The 21,654-nt window shown below is 41.9% G+C and carries 24 protein-coding genes; 16 read left to right on the top strand and 8 right to left on the bottom strand.

What is annotated here, in order from left to right:
- Positions 1-204: 204 nt before the first annotated feature.
- Together dnaK and grpE are read right to left on the bottom strand one after the other, a co-directional pair.
- Positions 205-2,163 (bottom strand): molecular chaperone DnaK, encoded by a 1,959-nt coding sequence (gene dnaK, locus V7K98_RS11080; RefSeq protein ID WP_335021760.1) that lies wholly within the window; start codon positions 2,161-2,163, stop codon positions 205-207.
- Positions 2,164-2,388: 225 nt separating this feature from the next.
- Positions 2,389-3,138: a nucleotide exchange factor GrpE gene (gene grpE / locus V7K98_RS11075; protein WP_335021643.1), complete on the bottom strand. Its 750-nt coding sequence runs from the start codon at positions 3,136-3,138 to the stop codon at positions 2,389-2,391.
- Between the two features lie 525 nt (positions 3,139-3,663).
- Between grpE and V7K98_RS11070 the strand changes: the two genes are divergently transcribed.
- The 5 genes from V7K98_RS11070 (at position 3,664) to V7K98_RS11050 (ending at position 9,026) form a co-directional block, all read left to right on the top strand.
- Entirely contained in the window at positions 3,664-5,670 is a 2,007-nt protein-coding gene (locus tag V7K98_RS11070) for a GspE/PulE family protein (RefSeq protein ID WP_335021641.1), read from the top strand.
- Positions 5,667-5,816: a hypothetical protein gene (locus V7K98_RS11065; protein WP_335021639.1), complete on the top strand. Its 150-nt coding sequence runs from the start codon at positions 5,667-5,669 to the stop codon at positions 5,814-5,816. The genes V7K98_RS11070 and V7K98_RS11065 overlap by 4 nt, the downstream gene beginning before the upstream one ends.
- A complete protein-coding gene (locus V7K98_RS11060) occupies positions 5,806-6,969 on the top strand; it encodes a type IV pilus twitching motility protein PilT (RefSeq protein ID WP_442940412.1) in 1,164 nt (387 codons plus the stop codon). The genes V7K98_RS11065 and V7K98_RS11060 overlap by 11 nt, the downstream gene beginning before the upstream one ends.
- A 149-nt stretch (positions 6,970-7,118) precedes the next feature.
- Entirely contained in the window at positions 7,119-8,345 is a 1,227-nt protein-coding gene (locus V7K98_RS11055; RefSeq protein ID WP_335021758.1) for a type II secretion system F family protein, read from the top strand.
- A 120-nt stretch (positions 8,346-8,465) separates the two neighbouring features.
- Entirely contained in the window at positions 8,466-9,026 is a 561-nt protein-coding gene (locus tag V7K98_RS11050; RefSeq protein ID WP_335021635.1) for a hypothetical protein, read from the top strand.
- A gap of 270 nt (positions 9,027-9,296) precedes the next feature.
- Here the strand turns inward: V7K98_RS11050 and bioU are convergent, their stop codons facing one another.
- From bioU to V7K98_RS11035, 3 genes are all read right to left on the bottom strand, one after another.
- Complete coding sequence (gene bioU, locus V7K98_RS11045) at positions 9,297-10,301, bottom strand: (S)-8-amino-7-oxononanoate synthase BioU (RefSeq protein WP_335021633.1); 1,005 nt, start codon at positions 10,299-10,301, stop codon at positions 9,297-9,299.
- 292 nt (positions 10,302-10,593) lie between these two features.
- Positions 10,594-11,091: a DUF3368 domain-containing protein gene (locus V7K98_RS11040; RefSeq protein WP_335021631.1), complete on the bottom strand. Its 498-nt coding sequence runs from the start codon at positions 11,089-11,091 to the stop codon at positions 10,594-10,596.
- Positions 11,088-11,333, bottom strand: coding sequence for a UPF0175 family protein (locus V7K98_RS11035; protein WP_335021629.1), 246 nt, complete (start codon positions 11,331-11,333; stop codon positions 11,088-11,090). The genes V7K98_RS11040 and V7K98_RS11035 overlap by 4 nt, the downstream gene beginning before the upstream one ends.
- 286 nt (positions 11,334-11,619) lie before the next feature.
- Between V7K98_RS11035 and V7K98_RS11030 the strand changes: the two genes are divergently transcribed.
- The 9 genes from V7K98_RS11030 (at position 11,620) to V7K98_RS10990 (ending at position 15,914) form a co-directional block, all read left to right on the top strand.
- Positions 11,620-12,261 carry a ribonuclease H1 domain-containing protein gene (locus tag V7K98_RS11030; protein ID WP_335021627.1) on the top strand — a complete coding sequence of 214 codons (642 nt, stop codon included), beginning with the start codon at positions 11,620-11,622 and terminating at the stop codon, positions 12,259-12,261.
- An 80-nt stretch (positions 12,262-12,341) separates the two neighbouring features.
- The gene (locus V7K98_RS11025) at positions 12,342-12,695 is read left to right on the top strand and encodes a DUF6883 domain-containing protein (protein WP_335021625.1); all 354 of its coding nucleotides are present in this window, start codon (positions 12,342-12,344) and stop codon (positions 12,693-12,695) included.
- 19 nt (positions 12,696-12,714) lie between these two features.
- Positions 12,715-12,963, top strand: coding sequence for a DUF4926 domain-containing protein (locus tag V7K98_RS11020; RefSeq protein ID WP_334829102.1), 249 nt, complete (start codon positions 12,715-12,717; stop codon positions 12,961-12,963).
- Between the two features lie 172 nt (positions 12,964-13,135).
- Positions 13,136-13,396 carry an AbrB/MazE/SpoVT family DNA-binding domain-containing protein gene (locus V7K98_RS11015; protein WP_335021623.1) on the top strand — a complete coding sequence of 87 codons (261 nt, stop codon included), beginning with the start codon at positions 13,136-13,138 and terminating at the stop codon, positions 13,394-13,396.
- Positions 13,390-13,713, top strand: a complete 324-nt coding sequence (locus tag V7K98_RS11010; protein ID WP_335021621.1) for a type II toxin-antitoxin system PemK/MazF family toxin — start codon at positions 13,390-13,392, stop codon at positions 13,711-13,713. The genes V7K98_RS11015 and V7K98_RS11010 overlap by 7 nt, the downstream gene beginning before the upstream one ends.
- Before the next feature lie 85 nt (positions 13,714-13,798).
- The gene (locus V7K98_RS11005; protein WP_335021619.1) at positions 13,799-14,341 is read left to right on the top strand and encodes an HD domain-containing protein; all 543 of its coding nucleotides are present in this window, start codon (positions 13,799-13,801) and stop codon (positions 14,339-14,341) included.
- Between the two features lie 476 nt (positions 14,342-14,817).
- On the top strand, positions 14,818-15,027 hold the full coding sequence (locus tag V7K98_RS11000) for a DUF2997 domain-containing protein (protein ID WP_012406943.1): 210 nt from the start codon (positions 14,818-14,820) through the stop codon (positions 15,025-15,027).
- A 39-nt stretch (positions 15,028-15,066) separates the two neighbouring features.
- Positions 15,067-15,453: a DUF1257 domain-containing protein gene (locus tag V7K98_RS10995; RefSeq protein WP_335021617.1), complete on the top strand. Its 387-nt coding sequence runs from the start codon at positions 15,067-15,069 to the stop codon at positions 15,451-15,453.
- Positions 15,453-15,914, top strand: a complete 462-nt coding sequence (locus V7K98_RS10990) for a ferredoxin (RefSeq protein WP_335021615.1) — start codon at positions 15,453-15,455, stop codon at positions 15,912-15,914. Before V7K98_RS10995 ends, V7K98_RS10990 begins: the two co-directional genes overlap by 1 nt.
- 183 nt (positions 15,915-16,097) lie before the next feature.
- Here the strand turns inward: V7K98_RS10990 and V7K98_RS10985 are convergent, their stop codons facing one another.
- From V7K98_RS10985 to V7K98_RS10975, 3 genes are all read right to left on the bottom strand, one after another.
- Positions 16,098-16,382 (bottom strand): YiaA/YiaB family inner membrane protein, encoded by a 285-nt coding sequence (locus V7K98_RS10985; protein WP_335021613.1) that lies wholly within the window; start codon positions 16,380-16,382, stop codon positions 16,098-16,100.
- A 270-nt stretch (positions 16,383-16,652) separates the two neighbouring features.
- Complete coding sequence (locus V7K98_RS10980) at positions 16,653-18,284, bottom strand: DUF4335 domain-containing protein (RefSeq protein ID WP_335021611.1); 1,632 nt, start codon at positions 18,282-18,284, stop codon at positions 16,653-16,655.
- Positions 18,285-18,531: 247 nt separating this feature from the next.
- Positions 18,532-19,137, bottom strand: coding sequence for a DUF3038 domain-containing protein (locus tag V7K98_RS10975; protein ID WP_335021610.1), 606 nt, complete (start codon positions 19,135-19,137; stop codon positions 18,532-18,534).
- A gap of 695 nt (positions 19,138-19,832) precedes the next feature.
- Here V7K98_RS10975 and V7K98_RS10970 point away from each other — a divergent pair.
- Positions 19,833-20,759: a molybdate ABC transporter substrate-binding protein gene (locus tag V7K98_RS10970; protein WP_335021608.1), complete on the top strand. Its 927-nt coding sequence runs from the start codon at positions 19,833-19,835 to the stop codon at positions 20,757-20,759.
- Between the two features lie 62 nt (positions 20,760-20,821).
- Positions 20,822-21,640 (top strand): PEP-CTERM sorting domain-containing protein, encoded by an 819-nt coding sequence (locus V7K98_RS10965; RefSeq protein WP_335021606.1) that lies wholly within the window; start codon positions 20,822-20,824, stop codon positions 21,638-21,640.
- Positions 21,641-21,654: the final 14 nt, after the last annotated feature.

Here is a 21,654-nt window from a genome sequence, read left to right as displayed (position 1 = left end):
AGGGTGCGTTATGGACGTTAGTCCTAACGCACCAAAAATCTAGGATGGTGCGTTAGCGTCCGGCATAACACACCCTACAAAATGGGATTTGGGGTAATTAAATTATTTGTGTGTACACCGTAGCCTTTTAGGAGAGAGGTGTGCATCCAAGGGAGAAGCGCTATAATCTCCCTGATTCCTTGCTTCTTCCCCATTCCCCAACCCTTAATCTATCGCCTCATAATCAACCTGTGCGGTACTTTCTTCGTCAAAATCAAAGTTGAATTGTGGTATCAGCGTACCGTTCATTGGTGAGTCTACTTCTGGAGTAAAGAGACTATCTGAAGCCTCTCCAGTCTCATCATTTTGGCTGTTAGCTCGGTTATAAACATCAGCACCAATTGCAAACAGGGTTTGCTGGAAGTCGTCTAAGCGCTGCTTAAATTCCACAGTGGAGATGCTGGAGTCAATCATTGCAGCTTGAAGTTGTGAAACTTTTTCACTAGCCAAAGTCTTCATCTGGTCGCCGATAAAGTTGCTATTATCCTTGATGGTGGATTCGTAGCTGAACAACAGATTATCTGCTTGGTTTCTGAGTTCAACCAGTTCTTTACGTCTTCTATCTTCTTCGGAAAACAGTTCGGCTTCTTGGCGCATCCGTTCGACTTCGTTGGTACTTAAACCACCTGTATTAGTAATCCTGATACTCTGTTCTCTACCTGTGCCTTTGTCTTGGGCAGAAACCTTCAGGATGCCGTTAACATCGATTTCAAAGGATACTTCAATTTGTGGTACACCACGGGGCGATGGGGGAATTCCTGCTAGCAAAAACTTGCCGAGACTCTTGTTATCTCGTGACATTGCCCGTTCACCTTGGAGAATATGAATTTCTACCGAGGTTTGCCCATCAACTGCTGTAGAAAAAATTTGTGACTTACTTGTAGGAATTGTGGTGTTGCGTTCAATAATTTTGGTGAAGACTTCACCCAAGGTTTCAATTCCTAGAGACAGAGGGGTGACATCCAATAGTAAGAGATTATCGACTTCGCCACCCAAAACCCCTGCTTGGATAGCTGCTCCTAATGCTACCGCTTCGTCAGGATTGATAGAGCGATCGGGAGCTTTGCCATTGAAAAACTTAATCAGCGCATTTTGGACTGCGGGAATACGAGTAGAACCACCTACTAAAATAATCCGATCTATGGCATCTGGTTTGAGATCCGCATCTTTGAGCGCTTGGATCATTGGTTCGATGGTAGTTTCAATTAATTTCCCTGCAAGCTCTTCAAATTTAGAGCGGCTGAGTTCCATTTCCAGATGCTTTGGCCCGGTATCATCAGATGTGATGAATGGCAAGTTGATGGAGGTATTCATCATACTGGAGAGTTCAATTTTTGCCTTTTCTGCTGCCTCCCGCAGGCGTTGCAATGCCATCTTATCTTTGGAAAGGTCGATTTTCTCATCTTGCTGAAAGCGTTCCATCAGCCAAAGCACGATCGCATTATCAAAGTCGTCTCCACCCAAGTGGTTGTTACCACAAGTCGCCTTAACTTCAAAAACGCCATCCCCAAGTTGCAGGATCGATACGTCGAAAGTCCCGCCTCCCAAGTCAAATACTAAAATTAGCTGCTCTTGATCTTGCTTGTCTAATCCGAAAGCTAAAGCCGCAGCTGTTGGTTCATTGATGATTCGCAGGACTTCTAATCCGGCGATCGTGCCAGCATCTTTAGTGGCTTGTCTTTGAGCATCTGTAAAATATGCGGGTACGGTGATCACTGCCTGCGTGACTTCTTCACCCAAGAAGTTTTCTGCATCCTGCTTGAGCTTTTGCAGGATCATGGCGGATAGTTCTTGTGGCGTGTAGTTTTTTGAGCGAATTTGGACATCAACGGTATCATCTCTACCTTTGACGCAGTTGTAGGGGACGCGATCGCGTTCTATTTCAGTATCTTCCCAACGCCGCCCGATAAATCGTTTAATACTGTAAATTGTGTTTTCGGCATTGGTTACGGCTTGGCGCTTGGCCAATTGACCAACCAAGCGATCGCCACTCTTGCCAAATCCTACAATACTTGGAGTAGTTCGTCCGCCTTCAGAATTGGAGATCACCAATGGTTGACCACCCTCCAAAACTGCGACGCAACTGTTAGTAGTGCCTAAGTCGATCCCAATAACTTTTCCCATATTTGTCAGTATTTTTACCGAGTCTTTCTGCTGTAATATGTCGCGGAATAACTTTTTCTCTGAATCAAGGCTAGCGGATAACATCTGTGTAACCCATATTGCTGGTAGCAAGAGAGAAGTTGAAACACAGAGAGTTATCCAAAGCCTTGTCCAAGTTTTAGGTACGCGATGCTCGTTCTTGCTAGAACCCAGGCACTTTTGGTCAGCGAGACGAGCGACTACAGCTTAACTGTTGGCTGGACTCGACTGATCTTCCTCCGTAGAAGGTGTATCTTCCTTTGGAGCAGCTACTTTGACCATTGCATGGCGTAGCACGCGATCGCCCAAGTAATATCCGCGCACTAACTCTTCTAACACTGTTCCTTCAGGATGTTCATCCGTAGGTTCCCGCATTACTGCTTCATGGAGGTTAGGATCAAATTCTTGACCTTCAGGACGCATTGGTGATACACCCAAGCGCTTCAGGCTGTCTACTAATTGCTTGTAAACGCCTTGATAGCTTTTGTGCATGGTCATTTCGCCATCAGATTGCGGTTTGAGGTGCGATCGCGCCCGCTCAAAATTATCGACCACTGGCAGCAATTCTAGAATCGTGTTCCGCTTCATCAGCGTCTCTAGCTCTTCTTTTTCTTTGCTAGTACGTTTCCGATAGTTCTCAAAATCAGCAGCAATCCGCATATATTGAGTACTACGTTCTTCTAGTTGGGTTTTGAGAGACTCAATTTGTTGAGTCAGTTCTGCCAAAGCTGCCGTATCCACTCCAGTGTTCTCGGTTGCAGCGACACCAGTTTCTGGATTTGTAGTAGCTGCATCTCCCGGTACATTAGTTTGGGCTGCCACTTCCTCTGTCACCTCGCCATCAGATTCATTGAAATTAATTTGGGCTGGGAAGTCACTCTTCATTGCTTGCTTTACCTCTGTTGGTTCACCCAATTGCTGGCTAGTATTGTCTACCTGTTTATTTTCATCCATCATTGTCCACTCATTCCAGATGCTTGCTATTTATGGCAGTGTATCTCCATAGCTTGCAACTGTCGTCATCCACGACTTGCAACTGAGGCTGATCTTGTTGCCGACAAGTATTCTGGAATTGATGTAACCGTTTTCCTATTGTGACAAATGGTGAACACGTTAGCGTAGACACCATTAAGGCGGGAATCCGAACGAGTAGTGTAGCTCTAAAAGCGCAAAAAATAGTCCAAAGGTAGATTCTCCGGTAGGGGTAATTCATGAATTACCCCTACTACGTGTAGTTCTGCGTAAGTCCTAAGTAATTTGGAAGCTATGGCAAGACTTGTGTAATACACCGTAGGAAGTGGGGGAAGGAATGGAACCGGGGTTCTAAGAATAAGTTACCCTTACCCTTACATCAGGGTCAATCCAAAATTTAAAATCCAAAATCTAAAATCCTTTGACTCAGGACTTTTTTGGGAAATGAGAATTCTATCTCACAGGCTGGGAATACTTTAAACAGAGGTTCCCCTACTCATTCGCTCATTTATGACTTACTCGTCACCACAACGGCGCAGTACCGCTCTAACTACCAGAACAGAGTTTTCGCCCTTCGGCAACAAACTAGTGCAATCTGGTTATGTCAATACCGACCAGATGAGGCAGGCATTAATTGAAAGCCGCAAATCTGGCCGACCCTTAACGGAAGTATTAGAGTCAATTACTGGGCAACAACTATCACCTGAGTTGCTCAGGCAATACAAAAAGCAGCAGCTATTTGAACTTAAAATACTATACGGAGTTGAATTCCTCGATCCGGAAGTCAACTCCCTTGGCAACACGATGATGGGGAACCTGATTGAAACCCTCATCCCAGTGGATATTTGCCGTCGCCATCGTTTAGTACCACTGTCAAAACACGAAGACCAAACCCCGCCCTCAGTTTTAGTGGCGATGGTTGCTCCAGATAATTTAGAGGCTTCCGATGACCTGAATCGCATCTTGCGCCCCCAAGGACTGGCATTGCAGCGCATGGTGATTACACAGGAAGACTACCAGCAGCTAATCAACCAATATCTGGATGAAATGGCTGTTAAGCAAAAGCACCTGGAACAAGAAAAGTTTACAGATATTAATCAGGATTTAGAAAACCTCGGAAATCTCGATCTTTCTGATGCTCCTGAAGAAATGGAGGCCGATCTAGGGGCCGCGATGAAGGGTGCAGAGGATGCCCCAGTCATTAACCTAGTAAACAGAATCCTGGCTAAAGCCTTGCATGAGGGCGTTTCTGACATTCATATTGAGCCGCAAGAAGAAAACTTACGCATTCGCTTTCGGAAAGATGGCGTACTGAAGGAAGCTTTCGATCCCCTACCGAAAAAAATCATCCCGGCGGTGACAGCCCGATTTAAAATTATCTCCAATCTAGATATTGCCGAACGACGTTTACCCCAAGATGGACGTATCCGGCGGTTGTTTGAGGGACGTAAGGTGGATTTCCGGGTGAATACCTTACCCAGCCGCTACGGGGAAAAAGTGGTGTTGCGGATTTTGGATAACTCTTCAACCCAACTGGGATTAGATAAGTTAATTACCGATCCAGAGACTTTACATATTGTCCAGGATATGGTTAGCCGTCCCTTTGGGCTAATTTTGGTGACTGGGCCAACTGGTTCTGGAAAAACAACCTCGCTGTATTCTGCACTCTCAGAAAAAAACGATCCCGGAATTAATATCAGTACTGTAGAAGACCCGATTGAGTATAGCCTTCCAGGGATTACTCAAGTCCAGGTGATTCGGGAAAAAGGACTAGATTTTGCTACCGCGTTGCGGGCTTTCTTGCGACAAGATCCAGATGTGCTACTGGTGGGTGAAACGCGGGATAAGGAAACGGCAAAAACAGCAATTGAGGCTGCTTTGACAGGTCACTTGGTATTAACTACCTTACATACCAATGATGCCCCAGGCGCGATCGCTCGTTTGGGAGAAATGGGCATTGAACCTTTCATGGTTTCTAGTTCCCTAATTGGCGTTCTAGCTCAACGTTTAGTGCGGCGTGTCTGTTCTGAGTGTCGCATTCCCTACACTCCCACAACCGAGGAACTAGCTCGTTATGGTCTATCAGCATCTTCTGATGTCGGAGTCACCTTCTATAAAGCTAACACCTTGACATTAGATGCGATCGCTGAAGCCAAAACCAAAAATCAGCTTTGCTCAAAATGTAATGGGGCCGGCTACAAAGGGCGCTGTGGTGTCTATGAAGTCATGCGAGTTACCGAAAACCTGCAAACTCTCATCAACGAAGATGCACCGACGGAACGCATCAAGGAAGTGGCAATAGAAGAGGGGATGAAAACCTTGCTGGCTTACAGTTTGGACTTAGTGCGCGAAGGTTCCACCACTCTAGAAGAAGTAGAACGAGTGACGTTTACTGATACTGGTCTGGAAGCAGAATTAAAAGCCAAACGCAAGACTGGTCTTACCTGCCGGAATTGTCAGGCCACATTGAAACAAGAATGGCTAGATTGTCCCTACTGTATGACATCTAGGTTTTGAGATTAGTCATTAGTCATTGGTCATTAGTCATTGGTCATTGGTCATTAGTCATTAGTCATTGGTCATTGGTCATTGGTCGATGGTTAGTAACTTTAAACAAACGACAAAAGACAACTGACAAAAGACAAATGACAAATAACAAATAACAAACATAAAAAAGGAAGCAGAAATATGGAAATGATGATTGAAGACTTGATGGAACAGTTGATTGAAATGGGTGGCTCGGATTTGCACTTATCCGCAGGTTTGCCTCCCTACTTCCGCATCAGTGGCAAACTCACCCCCATCGGTGAGCATATATTGACAGCCGATCAATGTCAAAGGCTGATTTTTAGTATGCTCAACAATACCCAACGTAAAACCTTAGAGCAAAACTGGGAATTGGATTGTTCTTATGGTGTTAAGGGTTTGGCACGTTTCCGGGTCAATGTATACAAAGAACGTGGTTCTTATGCTGCTTGCTTACGGGCATTAAGTTCTAAGATTCCTAACTTTGAAAAATTAGGTTTGCCAGATATTGTACGGGAAATGACAGATAAGCCCAGAGGACTAATTCTGGTGACAGGGCCTACAGGTTCCGGGAAGACAACTACCCTTGCCGCGATGATTGATTTGATTAACCGCACTAAAGCAGAGCATATTTTAACAGTGGAAGACCCAATTGAATTTGTCTACGAACCAATTAAAAGTTTGGTTCACCAGCGACAACTGGGTGAAGATACTAAGAGCTTTGCTAATGCTTTAAAAGCAGCTTTGCGGGAAGATCCAGATATTGTTCTGGTGGGAGAAATGCGGGATTTGGAAACGATTTCTTTGGCGATTTCCGCAGCAGAAACAGGACACTTGGTATTTGGTACTCTCCACACCAGTTCTGCCGCCCAGACAGTTGACCGGATTATTGACGTTTTCCCACATGAAAGACAAACCCAGGTGCGGGTGCAGTTGTCTAACTCATTAGTGGCAGTATTTAGCCAAACCTTGGTATCCAAAAAAAGCCCTAAACCAGGTGAATATGGTCGGGTGATGGCTCAAGAAATTCTAATTGTGACTCCCGCTATTTCCAACTTGATTAGAGAAGGTAAAACAGCCCAAATTTACTCAGCTATTCAAACTGGCGGTAAGTTGGGGATGCAAACTCTGGAGAAGGTTTTAGCTGATTTTTACAAAGCAGGAACGATTTCTTTTGAAGCGGCGATGTCTAAGACTTCTAAGCCAGATGAAATCCAACGTCTTATCGGTACTTCTGTACCACCCCAGGCAGCAGGTGCAAAATCCGGTGTGGCTGCCAAAGCGCATTAAAGGAACTATGGGGATCAGGGAGATGAGGGGGATGAGGGGGATGAGGGAGAAAGAATAAAGAACTAATGCCCAATGCCCAATGCCCAATGCCCAATGCCCAATTACCAATGCCCAATGCCCAATTCCCAACGACTATTTTTAATTTATCTATGCCAAACTTTGTTGCCCGTGTTCGGGATTCTCAAGGAAAATCCCGAACAGAAAAAATTAGTGCTGAATCCTTGACGCAAGCTCGAACTAATCTTAGAGATCAAGGTTTTGTAATCCAGGATCTCAAACAATCTCAAGGATTTCAGCCAGATGTTGCCTTCAAAAAATTCCAGAATTCCTTAGTTAAGGTTTCTGTAAAAGACAAAGCTGTTTTTTCCCGTCAATTTGCCGTTTTGATGAATGCGGGGGTTGCGATCGTTAGAAGTCTGGGGGTACTTTCTGAACAGTGTAGTAATACTAAACTCAAACAAGCCCTAGTTGAGATTAGCACCGATGTTCAAAGCGGAATGAACCTTTCAGAGGCAATGCGGAAGCATCCTGACTGCTTTGATGGGTTATATGTGAGTATGATTCAAGCCGGTGAAGTGGGTGGTGTTCTAGACGAAGTATTGAATCGTTTAGCTAAGTTGCTAGAAGATGTTGCTCGCCTACAAAACCAAATTAAATCAGCTTTGTCTTATCCAACTGTTGTGGGTTTTATCGCAGTTGCGATCTTTCTGGGAATGACTATTTTTCTTATTCCCATTTTTGCCACAATTTTTACACAAATTGGAATCTCATTACCACCTTTAACGCAATTCTTGATGGATGCTAGTAAATTTTTGAGAAGTCCTGGCGCTTTCGTACTTCTCGGTATTCTCATAGCATTAAAATTTGCCTATGGACAATATGCTAAAACTCCTATTGGCCGCATAACAATTGATCGTCTTTCGCTCAAAATGCCGTTATTTGGTGACTTAATTCAAAAATCTTCAGTTGCCCGCTTTAGTCGGACTTTTGGTTCTTTGACTCGTTCAGGCGTACCAATTTTAACTTGCTTAGAAATTGTCCGAGATACATCAGGAAACCAAGTAATTGCCAATGCCATAGACGCAGCCCGGATGGAGATTCAACAAGGAGGTATGATTAGCATTGCTTTACAACAAAGTGATGGCGTTTTTCCGGCTATGGCAATTCAAATGATTAGTATCGGAGAAGAAACTGGAGAATTAGATGGAATGTTGATGAAAGTTGCTGATTTCTATGAAGATGAAGTCGAGCAAGCAGTAAAAGCAATGACTAGTATTTTGGAACCAGTAATGATTGTAGTTTTAGGGGGGATGGTTGGAACTATTTTGTTAGCAATGTATTTGCCGATGTTTGCGGTCTTTGAAAAGCTGGGATAAGGGATAAAGAGTTAGGAGTTAAGAGTTAGGAATTAAGGGTTTAAACTCTTTACTTTTTATGCTCATTTTTAACTCTTGACTGCTTAATTTTTTTTCTAACTCCTAACTATTGAATAAACTATGACTGTGCAAAAATCTGACTACGAAGCGAGTTTGGCAGAGTACAGCAATCATCTAGCTGCGATCGCCTTACTAAAGCAATATCGGCCATATTTAGAGATGATTCCCAGTTTGCGCCGTCCTGATGAAAGTGTCATCACTATCCCCTTGCCGATTGTACGTCTTCGCAACACAGCTACAACAACTCCACAAACAATCTGTTTACCCTGTGATGTGGCAATTTTGATGTGCGATCCTGAGTGGAAAATCAAAACTGGAGCCGAAATTTTAGTCTTTATTCATCGTGCTAACGAAGATTTTTCTGATTTGTTAGGACGTTGGCGACAAACCCAAGTTTTCTTGGACAATGATTATGAGTGGTTGATGCCTCTCCGTCACAGTCATATTTTGAGTGAGGGAGCTAATATTATATATCCTCTATTTGTTGTTTTTAGTGATACTTTAGAACGCATCCAACGAGGACTTGTAGGAGCCGAACTTCCATTTATTATCCAAACACCAGATTCGCTGCTTGAGGAAAATTTTACAGACATTTTCTCTCCAGAAATTCCATCAACTTAGAAAAAGCGGTTCCCATTCAGATGAAGTACAACATTAATCGCAAAGTGCAAGGGCACGGCAATGCCGTGCCCCTACTGGTGTATCTCACTCAACCGAGAACCGCTATAATAGTTTTTTTGAATAGCAAGTTCTAAACAAAACCAAAGATTTTCAAGTCTAAAGTTTAGGTTTGTAACTCCTAACTATGGCAGCTTTGGATTTTAGATTTCTCTTTCAATCTAAAATCTAAAATCCAAAATTCAAAATCTAAAATTGAATAGCTCCTAATTATTACCTAACAAATTTGGGCATAATTTCGGCAGCAGTAAATATTCCATAGATGCCGCGTTGGTGCAATTGCTTACCAGCTTTGAGATAACCAAAGGCAGGCCCGCAGACATTGGCTGCCATACTGGTTTCATCTCCCAGAGTAAAAGTATGGGTGGAAATCTTGCCTTCAAAGGTACGCCCTGTTACCTTAACGTTGGTGCTGAGGGGCTTTTTAGGATTGCGAGTATCGACTACACCACCAACTGTAACGCGATCGCGCCCTACTATTCCTGCCACCTCTAGCATCACATCATCAGCGTGTTCCATATTCTTCAAAGTCAGCACGCCATTAGTTTTATCTAGTAGTGCTTCTACTTCTGCGTCAGTCATCGCCCTAGCAGTTTCCACTGTGTAACCAGGCATGTGGCCAATGTCTTCCCGAACAGTGGCGCGGTAAGCTTCCCAGTTGGCAATTCCCACCCCAAAGGTGATTTCAACTTGATGAATTTCGGCGTAGCTTTGGGCGGCTAATGCGGCGGCCGCGGTTAACAGTCCGGGTGTAGCACCACAGCCTGTCATGTACGTAATCCCGGCTGCAAGGAGTTCTTCTTTCATCGCCAGTAGTTGTTCTACGGCAGAGGTGCGCTTAATTGCATCCACTAGCACCCCACGCCAACCAGATTTAATAAACTCCTTGGCTACAGAGGGGATAAAATCGTTTGGTAGGTTGGGTAAAGCCAGAAAATACCCATCCACAGGTTGAGCTATTGCAATTACATCCTGAATACTTTGATTTGTTAACGTACCAACTGGTTCTAAATAACCTACTGAACCTTGGGACTGGTAAGTTGCAATGCATTGTTGAGTATTTAAACCTTCAGCAGCGTAAGCGTAACCTTTTTGATCTGCTGCTGCGACTAAAATCATTTCCTGTTTAGCAGCAAGTACTTTGGCGGCGGCTTGTCCGAGTCCGCCGAAACCTAGTACTCCTATACGTATCGCTGACGAAATATTTGCTGTACTCATAATCAATTACTTAAGTTGAATCACAAGCCTTCAAACTTTACCATCTCAGCTTGTGGCTGATGGCTGACAGCTTTTAGCTATAAAGGTTAATTATGCTTCATTATCCTGGTTTCTTCGCCAACCAAATCAGTTTTTTCACCAGAAATTCTTGCTGGGTGATTTCGGCTTGAGTAAATTTTCACGCGAGATACCACCAGAAATCTAAATATACCTTGAAGCGATGGCTATGGCTGGCTACGCCTATGATGGTAGTGATGAAAGCTATGCCACCTTTGGTCTAAGCTGGAAAATACTAAATAATGTTGTCTTCATCAACAAGCTGCAAAACTCTCTTGTATAAAGGTTCAGCTACCCAGAATCCTGCTTGATTAATTAGAGCATCTAACAGAGGTTTCACAGCAGAAATTAGCCTTTGACTTTTAGCTTCAACCAAGATCCCTAAAATCCCTGTATAACTAATATTTAGCCTAGCTGCAACCATGCGACCTCGACGTTCATCAATCAACACTTGATCTGCTTTCATTTCCACTGCTAGAGCGATCGCTTCAGCTTCACCAATATCCAGCTCATTGCTGAATGCTTCAACCAGTATACGATCTTGAATTGGACGAGTTTGAATCCAGATAAAAGTTTGTACTTCAGTTGCACCTGCAACTAGAAAGTTTGGATCAGTCAGTTCTCGATAGACAGCTTCAGGAATTAGAACTGTTCCGTAAAGCTGTTGTAATAAATGAAGGTGGTTAATGGCAGCGAGGTTATTAATGGACGAAGTATCACTGACAATAATCACAGTCTCCCCATCGCCCGCAAGTTTTCTATATCTTGTTCAAAATCCTCCACACCGTAATGCACTGAAATTTGACGACTTGCGAGTAGATGCTGAAATGCTATACGATTCATGCCTGCAAAGCGGCTGGCTTGAGCAAGGGTTAACTTTTCTTTTTGAAAGAGCATCACTGCAATTTCCTGCTTCATTTCGCCTTCAGTCATGCGAGTTGTGGTTAGTATTTCACTAGGAATAACGACGCTCATAATTACAATCCTCTATATCACTACTATTCTAAGCAGCTTGGCGATCGCCAATTCATAATCAGGTCAATTTGCAATCAGTATTTAAAGCATCAGCAAGACATAGGTTAGCGCTTACGGTTCCAAAACTTGGGTATCACCAAGGTATTTACGGAAAATTATTGACTAAATCTAGTGGATATACTTAAGTCTTGTCTAGATTAATTTAGTTATAGTAGTTCTCGATCAAATGAGGTATATCCTCAAAGTTAAAAGGATTTATATATAAATTCGTGGAACTGTAGATTAAATGCCATTCAAGAAATACTACACAGTTTTTAAAGGTCGAAAAACAGGTATATTCACAAGCTGGGAGGAATGTGATGAACATATCACAGGTTTTAGTGGTGCGTTGTACAAATCTTTTAAGACTAGAGAAGAAGCAGAAGCAGCATTGGAGCTTGCAGAACAGAATTTTATCATTACAAGTGAGCAGAAAGAAGTAAAGCAGCAGGAAACAAAAACAAAAATTTTTCCTGCAAAAGAGTTAATTATGGATAGTGTTTGTGTTGATGCTTCATGTTTAGGTAATCCTGGGTACGTTGAATATAAAGGTATTGATACAGCAACACGGAAAGTAATTTTCCATAAAAGTCCAATGCCAAACGGAACAAATAATCTTGGAGAGTTTTTGGCTATTGTTCATGCTCTTGCATACCTCAATAAACAAGGTACGGATATACCTATTTATTCTGATTCCGAGGTAGGTATTCTTTGGGTGATAAACAAGAGAGTCAGAACAAAGTTAACCCGAAGTACGGACAACGAAGAAATATTTAATTTGGTAGACAGAGCATTAAAGTGGTTGGAAAATAATGAGTATACCAATCCTATTTTCAAATGGAATACTGTCTCTTGGGGCGAGATTCCAGCAGATTTTGGTCGTAAATAAGCTTGCCTCCAGGAGTGAAGCAATAACATGGCATCATATACATAACCTATAATGCGATCCCATCAAAAATTTTTGAGAATATGGAAGGCTCCCCTTCACTCAATCTAATCCCAAATGCAGGAAATGCAGTCGTTGATATTCGTAAACTGCGTGACTATTTCCTCAATCCAGAACATGATGAAGGAAAACATAAAGCCCGTCTTTTTTCATCAATCTTGGATATAACAGCAGACAACGCTGAAGAATTAGGCTACATTCTTTTAGAAATAGTCAAAACCCATGAGGTTAAATTGGGACGGCGTGATGGATTTGGACAACGCTACACTCTAGATTTCACGTTGGAATGGCAAGATAGAAGTGCGATTATTCGGAGTGGTTGGATTATCGAAGCAGGTTCTGATGTCCCAAGATTAACAACCTGCTATCCTCTGTAATATCTGGAAGTGATACAAGATGAATAAAAGTAGAATTGAGTTGTTGGATGTAGTGGCACTGACAGTTGATCTACCTGAATACAACCTGTACCGTGGTCAAGTTGGCACAGTAGTCGAATTATTAGCTGGTGGTGCTGCATTTGAGGTTGAATTTAGCGATCGCAATGGCCGCACTTATGAATCTGTTGGTTTACGCCCAGAGCAAATAATGGTGTTACATTTCGAGCCAGCATCCCCTGATTCAGTCCCGGAAATGGTGACAGCGTAAGCGATAGAAAGCTTTATATATTAGAAGATCGTGCGATCGCTTATTGTATTGATGAGTGTGTAAGCGTAGCCAACCGTAGCCATCGCATTAAAAATTATTGAAAAATGAGCGCTTGTTGACAAAATCCTTGATTGTAGTCACAATGTAATTACATCTTAGGATAAATATCCTCATGGGAACAGCAATTAGAACCCGTATTATTAAAATTGGGAACTCTCAAGGTATTCGCATTCCTAAACTTCTGCTGGAACAAAGTGGTATTGATGAAGAGGTGGAAATTGAAATTCAAGATTGTCACCTAATTGTCCGTGCAGCCTCTCAATCGCGTCAGGGGTGGGAGGAAGCATTTGCAACAATGGCGAAGCAACACGATGATGCACTGCTCGATGATGCCGTAACTACAGAGTGGGAGCATCTAGAGTGGGAGTGGTAGTCAATCGATTTGATGTGTTTTTGGTTAACCTCGACCCGACGATTGGTAGTGAGATTCAGAAGACAAGACCCTGTTTAGTAATTTCACCAGATGAAATAAACAGATATATTGCCACGGTTATTGTTGCTCCCATGACAACTAAAGGACAATCTTATCCGACTCGTGTTGCTTGTCAGTTTCAGGGCAAGGACGGACAAATTGTTTTGGATCAAATTCGTACAGTTGACAAAACTCGATTAGTCAAAAAGCTAGGTCAGATTGACTCTAATGAACAAAAAGCAGTTTTAGGTACTTTGGCTGAAATGTTTGCTGAATAATGGGTAAAATTATCCAAAACCCATGCCACAGGAGAAACATAAGAAGATTCAAGGTTGAAATTTTATCTACTATATAAAATCTTAAATGAGTAGCCAGATTAGAACCTTTCAAAGACTAGAAGATGCTTACGAGTTCCTTCAAAATTTGGGAGCTTCATCAAAGCTAATTCTCCATGTCATGTTAGTTGGTGAAGCTGCTGATTTGTTGATTACAAAACTGCAACAATTACGTGTTCCATTCGATCAAAGCTTTGTGCATCTTGGCGTTGCATTTCATGATGTAGGAAAAATTCTTCATCCAGATGAGCTTGTCGCAAAAGGAAATAATCACGAAGCCGACGGTGAAAAATTGCTAATTAGTAATGGTATTAATCCAAACCTTGCACGATGTTGTCGTTCTCATGGACAATGGCAAACAATGGAATGCTCGCTTGAGGAGTTACTTGTTGCCTTAGCTGATAACCTTTGGAAAGGTAAGCGTAATACTCAACTTGAAGATATTGTGATTAAAAGGTTGGCTACCCAGTGTAGAAAAGATTACTGGGAATTATTTCTTGAAATGGATTCTTGTTTTGAGATAATTGCTGCGGAAGGTGATTCGAGGTTGTTACGTAGTCAAACAGCATAACACTTACTACATCAAGCACCCCCTTGAATTAAGTATAAAGCTAGCGATCGCATTATGACTAGTAAGCCGGAAGGATTTACAGCAGTTCATGATAGCCACTATTGTGCAGGAAATCCTGGAGGAATAGGCCAAACTTAATAATGATAAATTTTTTCAATAATTTCTATATTTTTTTAACCATCTAGCTGGCTATACTAGGTCTAGTGCTTATTATTAGTACTTTTGCCGCTTACCTAGCAAACTCAGTTTTTACCTTGACTAATCGATGAGGTTAAGAGAAACTAACTAAATACTGATGTACCTGCTTATAAAATTAATAATTTTTGTAAAGATTCTGAGATATATATGTTGAGAGATGGAACATTAGTTAACAAACGGCAAGGTTGTATCTAAGTAAAAATGTTCCTACGGCTATATTTATAGCCTTCTGCTAAGGCAGTACAATTTGAGCGTACTTATCGTGGTTGGCCAAGAGCATGGAGACATTAGAGTTCATAATCTATCCAGACGGTCGGGTACAAGAAAAAGTCACTGGTATTGTAGGTGCTTCATGCGCTGAGGTTACAGCAGCAATAGAGGCACAGCTAGGGCAAGTACTTAATCATGAGCCAACCTCAGAATATTTCGCCGCGAAGGTGCAGCAATCTAATGTGGCGAATACACACACCACTTACAGCGATTGGTAAGTTTTCACAGTAGTTTAGTGTTATTAATTCACAACCACCATGTCACACTTTAGCCAAATTAAGACTCAAATCCGTAACCTTGATTCTTTGAAAGATGCTTTGACTGAATTGGGCGTAGACTGGAAACCCGGCCCGCGCGAAGTCCGTGGCTATCGCGGTCAAACCCATCCTGCGGAAGTTAGTATTGAGCAGGAAAATGGCTATGACATCGGCTTTAAATGGAATGGCAAAGAATATGAATTGGTAGCTGACTTGCAATATTGGCAGCAAGACCTGTCTGTGGATGGATTTTTGCGCCAAGTAACACAGCGCTATGCTTATCAAACAGTTGTGAAAGAAACCGCTCGTGTTGGTTTTCAAGTCTCTGAACAACAAAAAAATGAAGATGGTTCAATTCGCCTGGTAGTACAGCGCTGGAGTGCGTAATGGCTGATTTTCTGCCGTCGCCGGAAGAACAAGTTGACAACCGTTCCGGTTTGGAACCAGAATTAGGGGGTTTTTTACGGGAAGCCCCAGAACGTTCTGGTTTGGAACCGGAATTGGGCGGTTTGCTGCGCCAAAATGGTGTTTATGTTGATGAAATCACCTGTATTGGTTGCAAGCATTGCGCTCATGTTGCGCGTAACACCTTTTACATTGAACCAGATTACGGGCGATCGCGCGTGGTTCGCCAAGATGGGGATTCTGAAGAAATTATCCAAGAAGCAATTGACACTTGTCCGGTTGATTGCATTCACTGGGTTGATTACACAGCATTAAAAAACTTAGAAGAAGAGCGCAAATATCAGGTAATTCCCGTAGTGGGTTATCCGGTGGAACATGCAGTTGCTGCTAGCGAACGTCGGCGTAAAAAGCAAAAGTTAAAAACCCAAAAATCCCGTTATTAAGATAAAAACGTTAAATCAATATAATAAAGGACTGGTATATCCAGTCCTTTTGTTTTTCCTCATATACATCACAATACAACAAAAAGATTTGTAGAGAAAAAAGATTTGTGGAGACGGCGATTTATCGCGTCTTTAAAAACCAATTATCTACAGCCTTTTAACCCAAAATTGCTATAATCATCCTCATTTGAAATTTAAAGGATCGTGTTGTGAAAGCAATTTTTCTACCTTTGCCTCGTCTAACCTAGCAGTTAATCTTCTATTTTCATGCAAGTCTCTAGTAGTTTTCGCCAAAGTAAAAGTTGAGCCAACAGAAAAAGCCATACCCATACCTATAAAGCCCTTCACCCAGCCATTTACAGGTAAGTTTACAATGCCGAAGGTGGTCATAGAAATAGAAATCACAAAAGCTGCCCAAGTTTGAATAACCCAAGCTGGACTGTCTTTTTGAGTACCAATTGTTTGCATATCTCCTGCCTTTGATTATGAGTGATTTATACTAATTCGTAACTAAGGGGCATCAGATTTAATCTGGGTTTCCAGGCTTGTATCTGTAATTTAATGTTGAAAAAGTGGTGTTAAAAATGATTGTATTCATTAGTAGGTTTACTGGTATTAATAATAAGACCAGTTTGGTAACTGGACTCTAAAAGATAAGCTTAAGATCAATTTAAGTAAATAAAAACTGGCACAAAGTTTGTACCAGTTTTATTAGTGGCATTAAAGGGAGTAATTTAATTATTCATCTGGAAAAGTCTGCACCTTGCCATCAGGACTGAGAACAACTCGAATTCTGACATTTTGCCCATTTGTATTGGCGGAAACAAAAGGTTTACCAACTTGAGGCATTCCAGTGCTATTAACGAATTCTCTTGCAGCCTTATTAAGGGGAAAAATTCGTTCAACTGTGCCGTCAATACTGACTATCAGGCTGTACTCTAATGTTTGCCCTAGTCCGGCGGGTGGTTGCCAACGCTTACTTAGGTATGTTCTCGCTTCTGCTACTTGAGGTGTATCAAATAATGTACCAGTAGCCACTTCTCTGGATTTAGGGGTTTTGCGTGTGTCCCCTAATTGATCGATGAATGGATTATTATCAGCAGTTCTAGATGAGGAAAGTTGTGAAGTCGGTTTCTGTCCAGCAGAAGGTTGCTGTAAGGAATTGATTCTTTCATCTAGCTGTTGTGAGGTTAACTGGGAGGGTTGGGTTGGGATATTGCCAACATTATTATTGGGTATGGTGCTAAGAGATGGCGGAGAAATTGGTGAGATATTACTTGGTAAGCTGCTTGTGTTAGAAGATAACCTGGATGGCAAATTCCGCAACTTAGGGAGAGTTCCAGCTTGAGGACTTAACCCTGTAGGGTTCTGTCCCGAATTTGATAATATGGCAATTTCCTGACCTGGGATTTTGATCGCCGTTCCCGTAGCGTCTCGTAGAGAAGGTATCGCTTTATTGGTAGGAGTGGTTGAAGTTGTCCCTTGAGGTATAGTCAGTGCATTTGGCAATAGAGGTGGCGGTGCAGAGAAACTACTAGAACTAGGGACTGTTAGAGGTGCTTGGGGCAAAGTAGATGTGGAAAGTGGAGGAGTCGAACCAGATAAATTAGCTGATGGAGTAGTCAGCGCGGAATCGGGCGTGGGAAAGTTTAGTGAGGTTGAAGGTTCTAAAGCAGTCTTTACTGCTGCTGGATCTGATGTTTTGGCTGTCTGCTGTTCCTTTTCCCTAATGTTGTTAGCATATTGCCAAGTAACAGGTAAGAAACCTATACCTAACACTAATACTGCGGCAACAGGTGCCCAAGCAGGGAACCTCAAAGTCGAACTCGTGCTATTAAGAGTTGGGAGTGCCATCACATCAGTTGAGTATTCATCTAAAGCACTGGCCAAATCGAATAGTTGTAGCAGACTGAGTTTAATTACGGGGCCGGATGAGTGGTTGGCGAGAGAACCGAGAACTAAGTTGTGAGTTAAATAGCTGCTTGGTTCTAAGCGGATATTTGCCCCAGGAAGTTGAGTATTAAAAGAATTTAATGTTTGTGTTGGGGACTTTAATTCCGGCTCACCCAGTGCTGTGCTTGACTGTTGAGTACCGGAGAAACTGACCCAAAAGCTCTCTGGAGACTGTTGGAGAAATTGCTGTACGTAATTTGTGACTGCATCACATAAAGCTTCAAGTTGATCGCGATCGCCCCGAATTGGAACTCTGTGTTCTTCTGGTAGTCGGGGATCGTCAAAACGTAGCTCAAAGCTGAGATGTTTGAGGACAGTTTTCCCCATCCAACGGGACAGAGGTGAGCTTTGCGCGTATACTTCTAGCGTGCAAGTCGGGGGTGTGTAGCGACGAATGACAGAATTTGATAGAGGCATAGCAGGAACTGCGAGGAAGACTATTTGGGATTTTGCAAAAATTTAAGCCAGTGCGTGCAAAGAAAAGTTCAAAGGGTGGATTTTTCCACTCAGAAGTTTGTTAGGTTTCTTCTGTTATCTAATCTTGTGCCAGAAGGAAGCAGTTCTGAGAGTGCATCGCCCAAGAGCTAACGACTATCAAAAGGGTTTCCCGATCTAGCAAACAAATCACAAGCAAATTTTGATTGAGGAATTTCAAATTTCAAATCTAAAATTTTGTCGAACGGTCTATAAGTGCTAGCCAGAGACGGCGATGCCCACCAGGGGCACTGTAAAAAAGTAAATCTACAAGCAGTTTTAGTGCCAGGTTGGTTAGTAAATCCGTTGAGATTTGCTCGTCCTCTTCCATTCGCTCTTGGTAAATGTTGCAAAAAGCATCAATATAGTCTCCAAGTAAAGCAGCCTGGTGAGGTTCCCGGTTATTTTCTGCCATTTGTTCCAACAGTCCGACAGCGCGGCGAATCAATTCCTGGTGCTGTTTGGCTAAGTAGCAGATGATCAGAACAAGCGATCGCGCTTCTTCCACATCTAGCTTTTTTCGCCCTCCTTGACCCTTGCGTAGCGGATTTGATTGGCGTAGTCGCCATAAAGCTACGCGATCTGGCACTCTTGACTCTAAATTCAGATCGGTTGCCGCCGAAAGCATAGCCTCTGAACCAATCCCAGTTAAGGTTTCTAGCGCCAACAGCACCAAGTCTAATTGGGTTTTGATATTATCCCATTGAACTGTGTTTGGGGCTGGAAGCTTGATTAAATCCTCCCACTGGGAATTTGGCGTGGCTGAGTTGGCGGCCGAGTGCATAACTTTTAGCATAGGTGATCAAGCTGATAGAGGATGTTGCTGTTACCCATTTTGAAACCAGACTCTCAAGCATCAAGCTTGGTTTCCCATAGCTATGAGCCAGAAACTTCAGCTAGATTTTCTCTATGTGGTAAACAGCATGTATCTTTGTCCTACTCTAGATGAAAATTTATTTTCAACAAAGTGGAAAAGTATCAATTCTAATTAAGGTTTACCCAACTTTCACTACTAATTCCGTACAAGAGTATAAATAAACTATGTTTTTAATGCTAACTGCTAATTATGTAGAATACTCCCACATTTATTTACGGGTTGAAATTTTGAAATTGCTTGATGTTTATTACTTGTTGTTAATGTATACATAATTACTATACAAATCTTTTGCTTGTTTAGTTTACTAAAGGTGCTTATAGCTGTTAAATAGCAGCTTCACTTGTGTCTAGCCTGTTATTTCAGGATAGGCTGGGCAACATCAGGAAGATTGATGCCTCTTACCCTCATTCATAAAGTCAGCGTTTGAAGATGTTGGCTAATTGATTTTATCCAACTTAGTTGGTACTATAACTTTAATCGCAAACCACACACATATCAGAACTCATTTATTACTTTAATGGATAGAGGTAATAGTTTAGACCTTTCCTAAAAACCATACTTAAGTATGAGTTACAGATATTTTACTGAGTAGTAATAGTAACATGATGATAACGATGAAAAAGCATTTTTTTGCCTTTTCACTGATAGCTTGTGCTGTCAGTGTGATACCAACTCAGGCATTGGCGGTTCAGCTATACGGTGCTGGTAGTTTACGCGATAGCCTCACAGAAATAGGTGAATCTTTTAACGAGAAATATGGTATTCCAGTAGAAACGCTATTTGGGCCATCTGGTTTAACACGAGAACTTATAGAACAAGAATTCTCCGAAACCGGAAAATCAGCAGATGTTTTTGCTAGTGCAGATATTGAGAACCCTCAAACATTGTTTGAAGAAGGTTTAAGCGAACCTGTAGTGAACTTCACTAGTAACCGCATGGTTGCTGTTGTGCGATCGGGACTTGGTATCACATCAGATAATTTGTTGGATTTTTTGCTAAAACCGGAAATCAAGTTAGGAACTTCCACACCAATAGCAGATCCATCTGGTAACTATGCATGGCAGATATTTGACAAGTCAGATCAAATTTCACCTGGTAACTCTCAAATTTTAAAGAATAAAGCCTTGCAGTTAGTAGGTGGTAATCCTAATGCTCCGATTGTTCCTAATGGCAAAAATAATTTAGTCTATTTTCTCCAAGAAACAAAGCAGGCAGATATCTTTTTAGCTTATTACACCAGTGGGAAGACTGCCCAGATAACAGCAGGTGGTGATAATTTGCAAATAGTAGAATTACCCGATTATTTGGCAACAAAAGCTAATTATGGACTAACTACACTGAAAAATGCCGATCCTGATGGTGAAAAATTAGCTGAATATATCCTATCACCACAAGGGCAAGCAATTTTAGCAAACTATGGATTTAGCGCCCCATCTACTTCTGTGCCCGAACACCAAGGTGCAGGTGGAATTTTACTAGCTTTGGGTTTGGTTTTAATTTGGAATAAAAAGCAACTAATTAAATCAGAATCCCGCAGCTAGAAAGCTTATTAATTTTATCTTGTTCTTAATCAACAATTTTGTCACTTAGCAAAAAGTAAAACATGAAGAAACTCAAAATTTTTCCTTTTTCCTCTCAAAAAATATCAAAGTTGAGTATAGCTCTGATAGCAGGAATTTCATCAAGTATTCTGCTTACTAACCCGATCCATGCAGCTACCCTTGGTCAAAATCTTATTGTTAATGGGGATGCAGAACAAGGACAAGGAGATCCTATTGGTAATGCTGTTGGGACTGATATCCCCTTTATCCCTGGCTGGATTACAACTAATAGTTTTAGTGTCCTGCAATATGGAGCTACAGGTTTTGAATTTACTAACGCCTTGGGTAATATAGTCGCTGTTAGTGGACTTCCTGATGCTAATAGCTCAGGGCCAAGTGTACGAGGAAATAATTTATTTTTTGGTGGCGCTGATAGAGGCTCGTCAAGTGCTTCTCAGTTAATTGATATAACTGATCTTGCTTCTGTAATTGATGCTGGGCGAGGAGCATACGATTTGAGTGCTTGGTTAGGTGGCTACGACACTGATTTAGATAGTGCGAAATTTAGTCTTAATTTCCTCAATCAAGATGGTCAAAATATAGATACAACATTTATTAATTCCCCCACTCCAGACGAAAGAAATAACACAACAGGTTTATTGTTGAAGTCTACGAAGGGTCTTGTTCCCTTTGGTGCAAGGCAAATTAATGTTGTTCTGGATATGAATTATGTTCGTGGGCGCGTAAACGATGGTTATGCAGATAATCTCTCATTAGTAATTACCAAAGTTCCAGAACCATCATTTTCAGGCTTATTACTAGTTAGCTCATCTTGTTTCATGGTATGGAAATTGCGTAGAAAGAGCCAAGTTTTACCATAGTTTATATGATATTT

Origin of the sequence: Nostoc sp. (assembly GCF_036917435.1) — a bacterium.
Lineage (GTDB): Bacteria > Cyanobacteriota > Cyanobacteriia > Cyanobacteriales > Nostocaceae > Nostoc.
The sequence above is the reverse complement of the archived record's forward strand: the minus strand, read 5'-3'. Positions and strand labels throughout refer to the sequence as shown.

Bases quoted from the DNA above. Each gene is read 5' to 3' on its own strand.
- dnaK (WP_335021760.1), bottom strand. From the start codon at position 2,163: ATGGGAAAAGTTATTGGGATCGACTTAGGCACTACTAACAGTTGCGTC.
- grpE (WP_335021643.1), bottom strand. From the start codon at position 3,138: ATGATGGATGAAAATAAACAGGTAGACAATACTAGCCAGCAATTGGGT.
- V7K98_RS11070 (WP_335021641.1), top strand. From the start codon at position 3,664: ATGACTTACTCGTCACCACAACGGCGCAGTACCGCTCTAACTACCAGA.
- V7K98_RS11055 (WP_335021758.1), top strand. From the start codon at position 7,119: ATGCCAAACTTTGTTGCCCGTGTTCGGGATTCTCAAGGAAAATCCCGA.
- V7K98_RS11050 (WP_335021635.1), top strand. From the start codon at position 8,466: ATGACTGTGCAAAAATCTGACTACGAAGCGAGTTTGGCAGAGTACAGC.
- bioU (WP_335021633.1), bottom strand. From the start codon at position 10,301: ATGAGTACAGCAAATATTTCGTCAGCGATACGTATAGGAGTACTAGGT.
- V7K98_RS11035 (WP_335021629.1), bottom strand. From the start codon at position 11,333: ATGAGCGTCGTTATTCCTAGTGAAATACTAACCACAACTCGCATGACT.
- V7K98_RS11030 (WP_335021627.1), top strand. From the start codon at position 11,620: ATGCCATTCAAGAAATACTACACAGTTTTTAAAGGTCGAAAAACAGGT.
- V7K98_RS11025 (WP_335021625.1), top strand. From the start codon at position 12,342: ATGGAAGGCTCCCCTTCACTCAATCTAATCCCAAATGCAGGAAATGCA.
- V7K98_RS11020 (WP_334829102.1), top strand. From the start codon at position 12,715: ATGAATAAAAGTAGAATTGAGTTGTTGGATGTAGTGGCACTGACAGTT.
- V7K98_RS11015 (WP_335021623.1), top strand. From the start codon at position 13,136: ATGGGAACAGCAATTAGAACCCGTATTATTAAAATTGGGAACTCTCAA.
- V7K98_RS11005 (WP_335021619.1), top strand. From the start codon at position 13,799: ATGAGTAGCCAGATTAGAACCTTTCAAAGACTAGAAGATGCTTACGAG.
- V7K98_RS11000 (WP_012406943.1), top strand. From the start codon at position 14,818: ATGGAGACATTAGAGTTCATAATCTATCCAGACGGTCGGGTACAAGAA.
- V7K98_RS10995 (WP_335021617.1), top strand. From the start codon at position 15,067: ATGTCACACTTTAGCCAAATTAAGACTCAAATCCGTAACCTTGATTCT.
- V7K98_RS10990 (WP_335021615.1), top strand. From the start codon at position 15,453: ATGGCTGATTTTCTGCCGTCGCCGGAAGAACAAGTTGACAACCGTTCC.
- V7K98_RS10985 (WP_335021613.1), bottom strand. From the start codon at position 16,382: ATGCAAACAATTGGTACTCAAAAAGACAGTCCAGCTTGGGTTATTCAA.
- V7K98_RS10980 (WP_335021611.1), bottom strand. From the start codon at position 18,284: ATGCCTCTATCAAATTCTGTCATTCGTCGCTACACACCCCCGACTTGC.
- V7K98_RS10975 (WP_335021610.1), bottom strand. From the start codon at position 19,137: ATGCTAAAAGTTATGCACTCGGCCGCCAACTCAGCCACGCCAAATTCC.
- V7K98_RS10970 (WP_335021608.1), top strand. From the start codon at position 19,833: ATGAAAAAGCATTTTTTTGCCTTTTCACTGATAGCTTGTGCTGTCAGT.
- V7K98_RS10965 (WP_335021606.1), top strand. From the start codon at position 20,822: ATGAAGAAACTCAAAATTTTTCCTTTTTCCTCTCAAAAAATATCAAAG.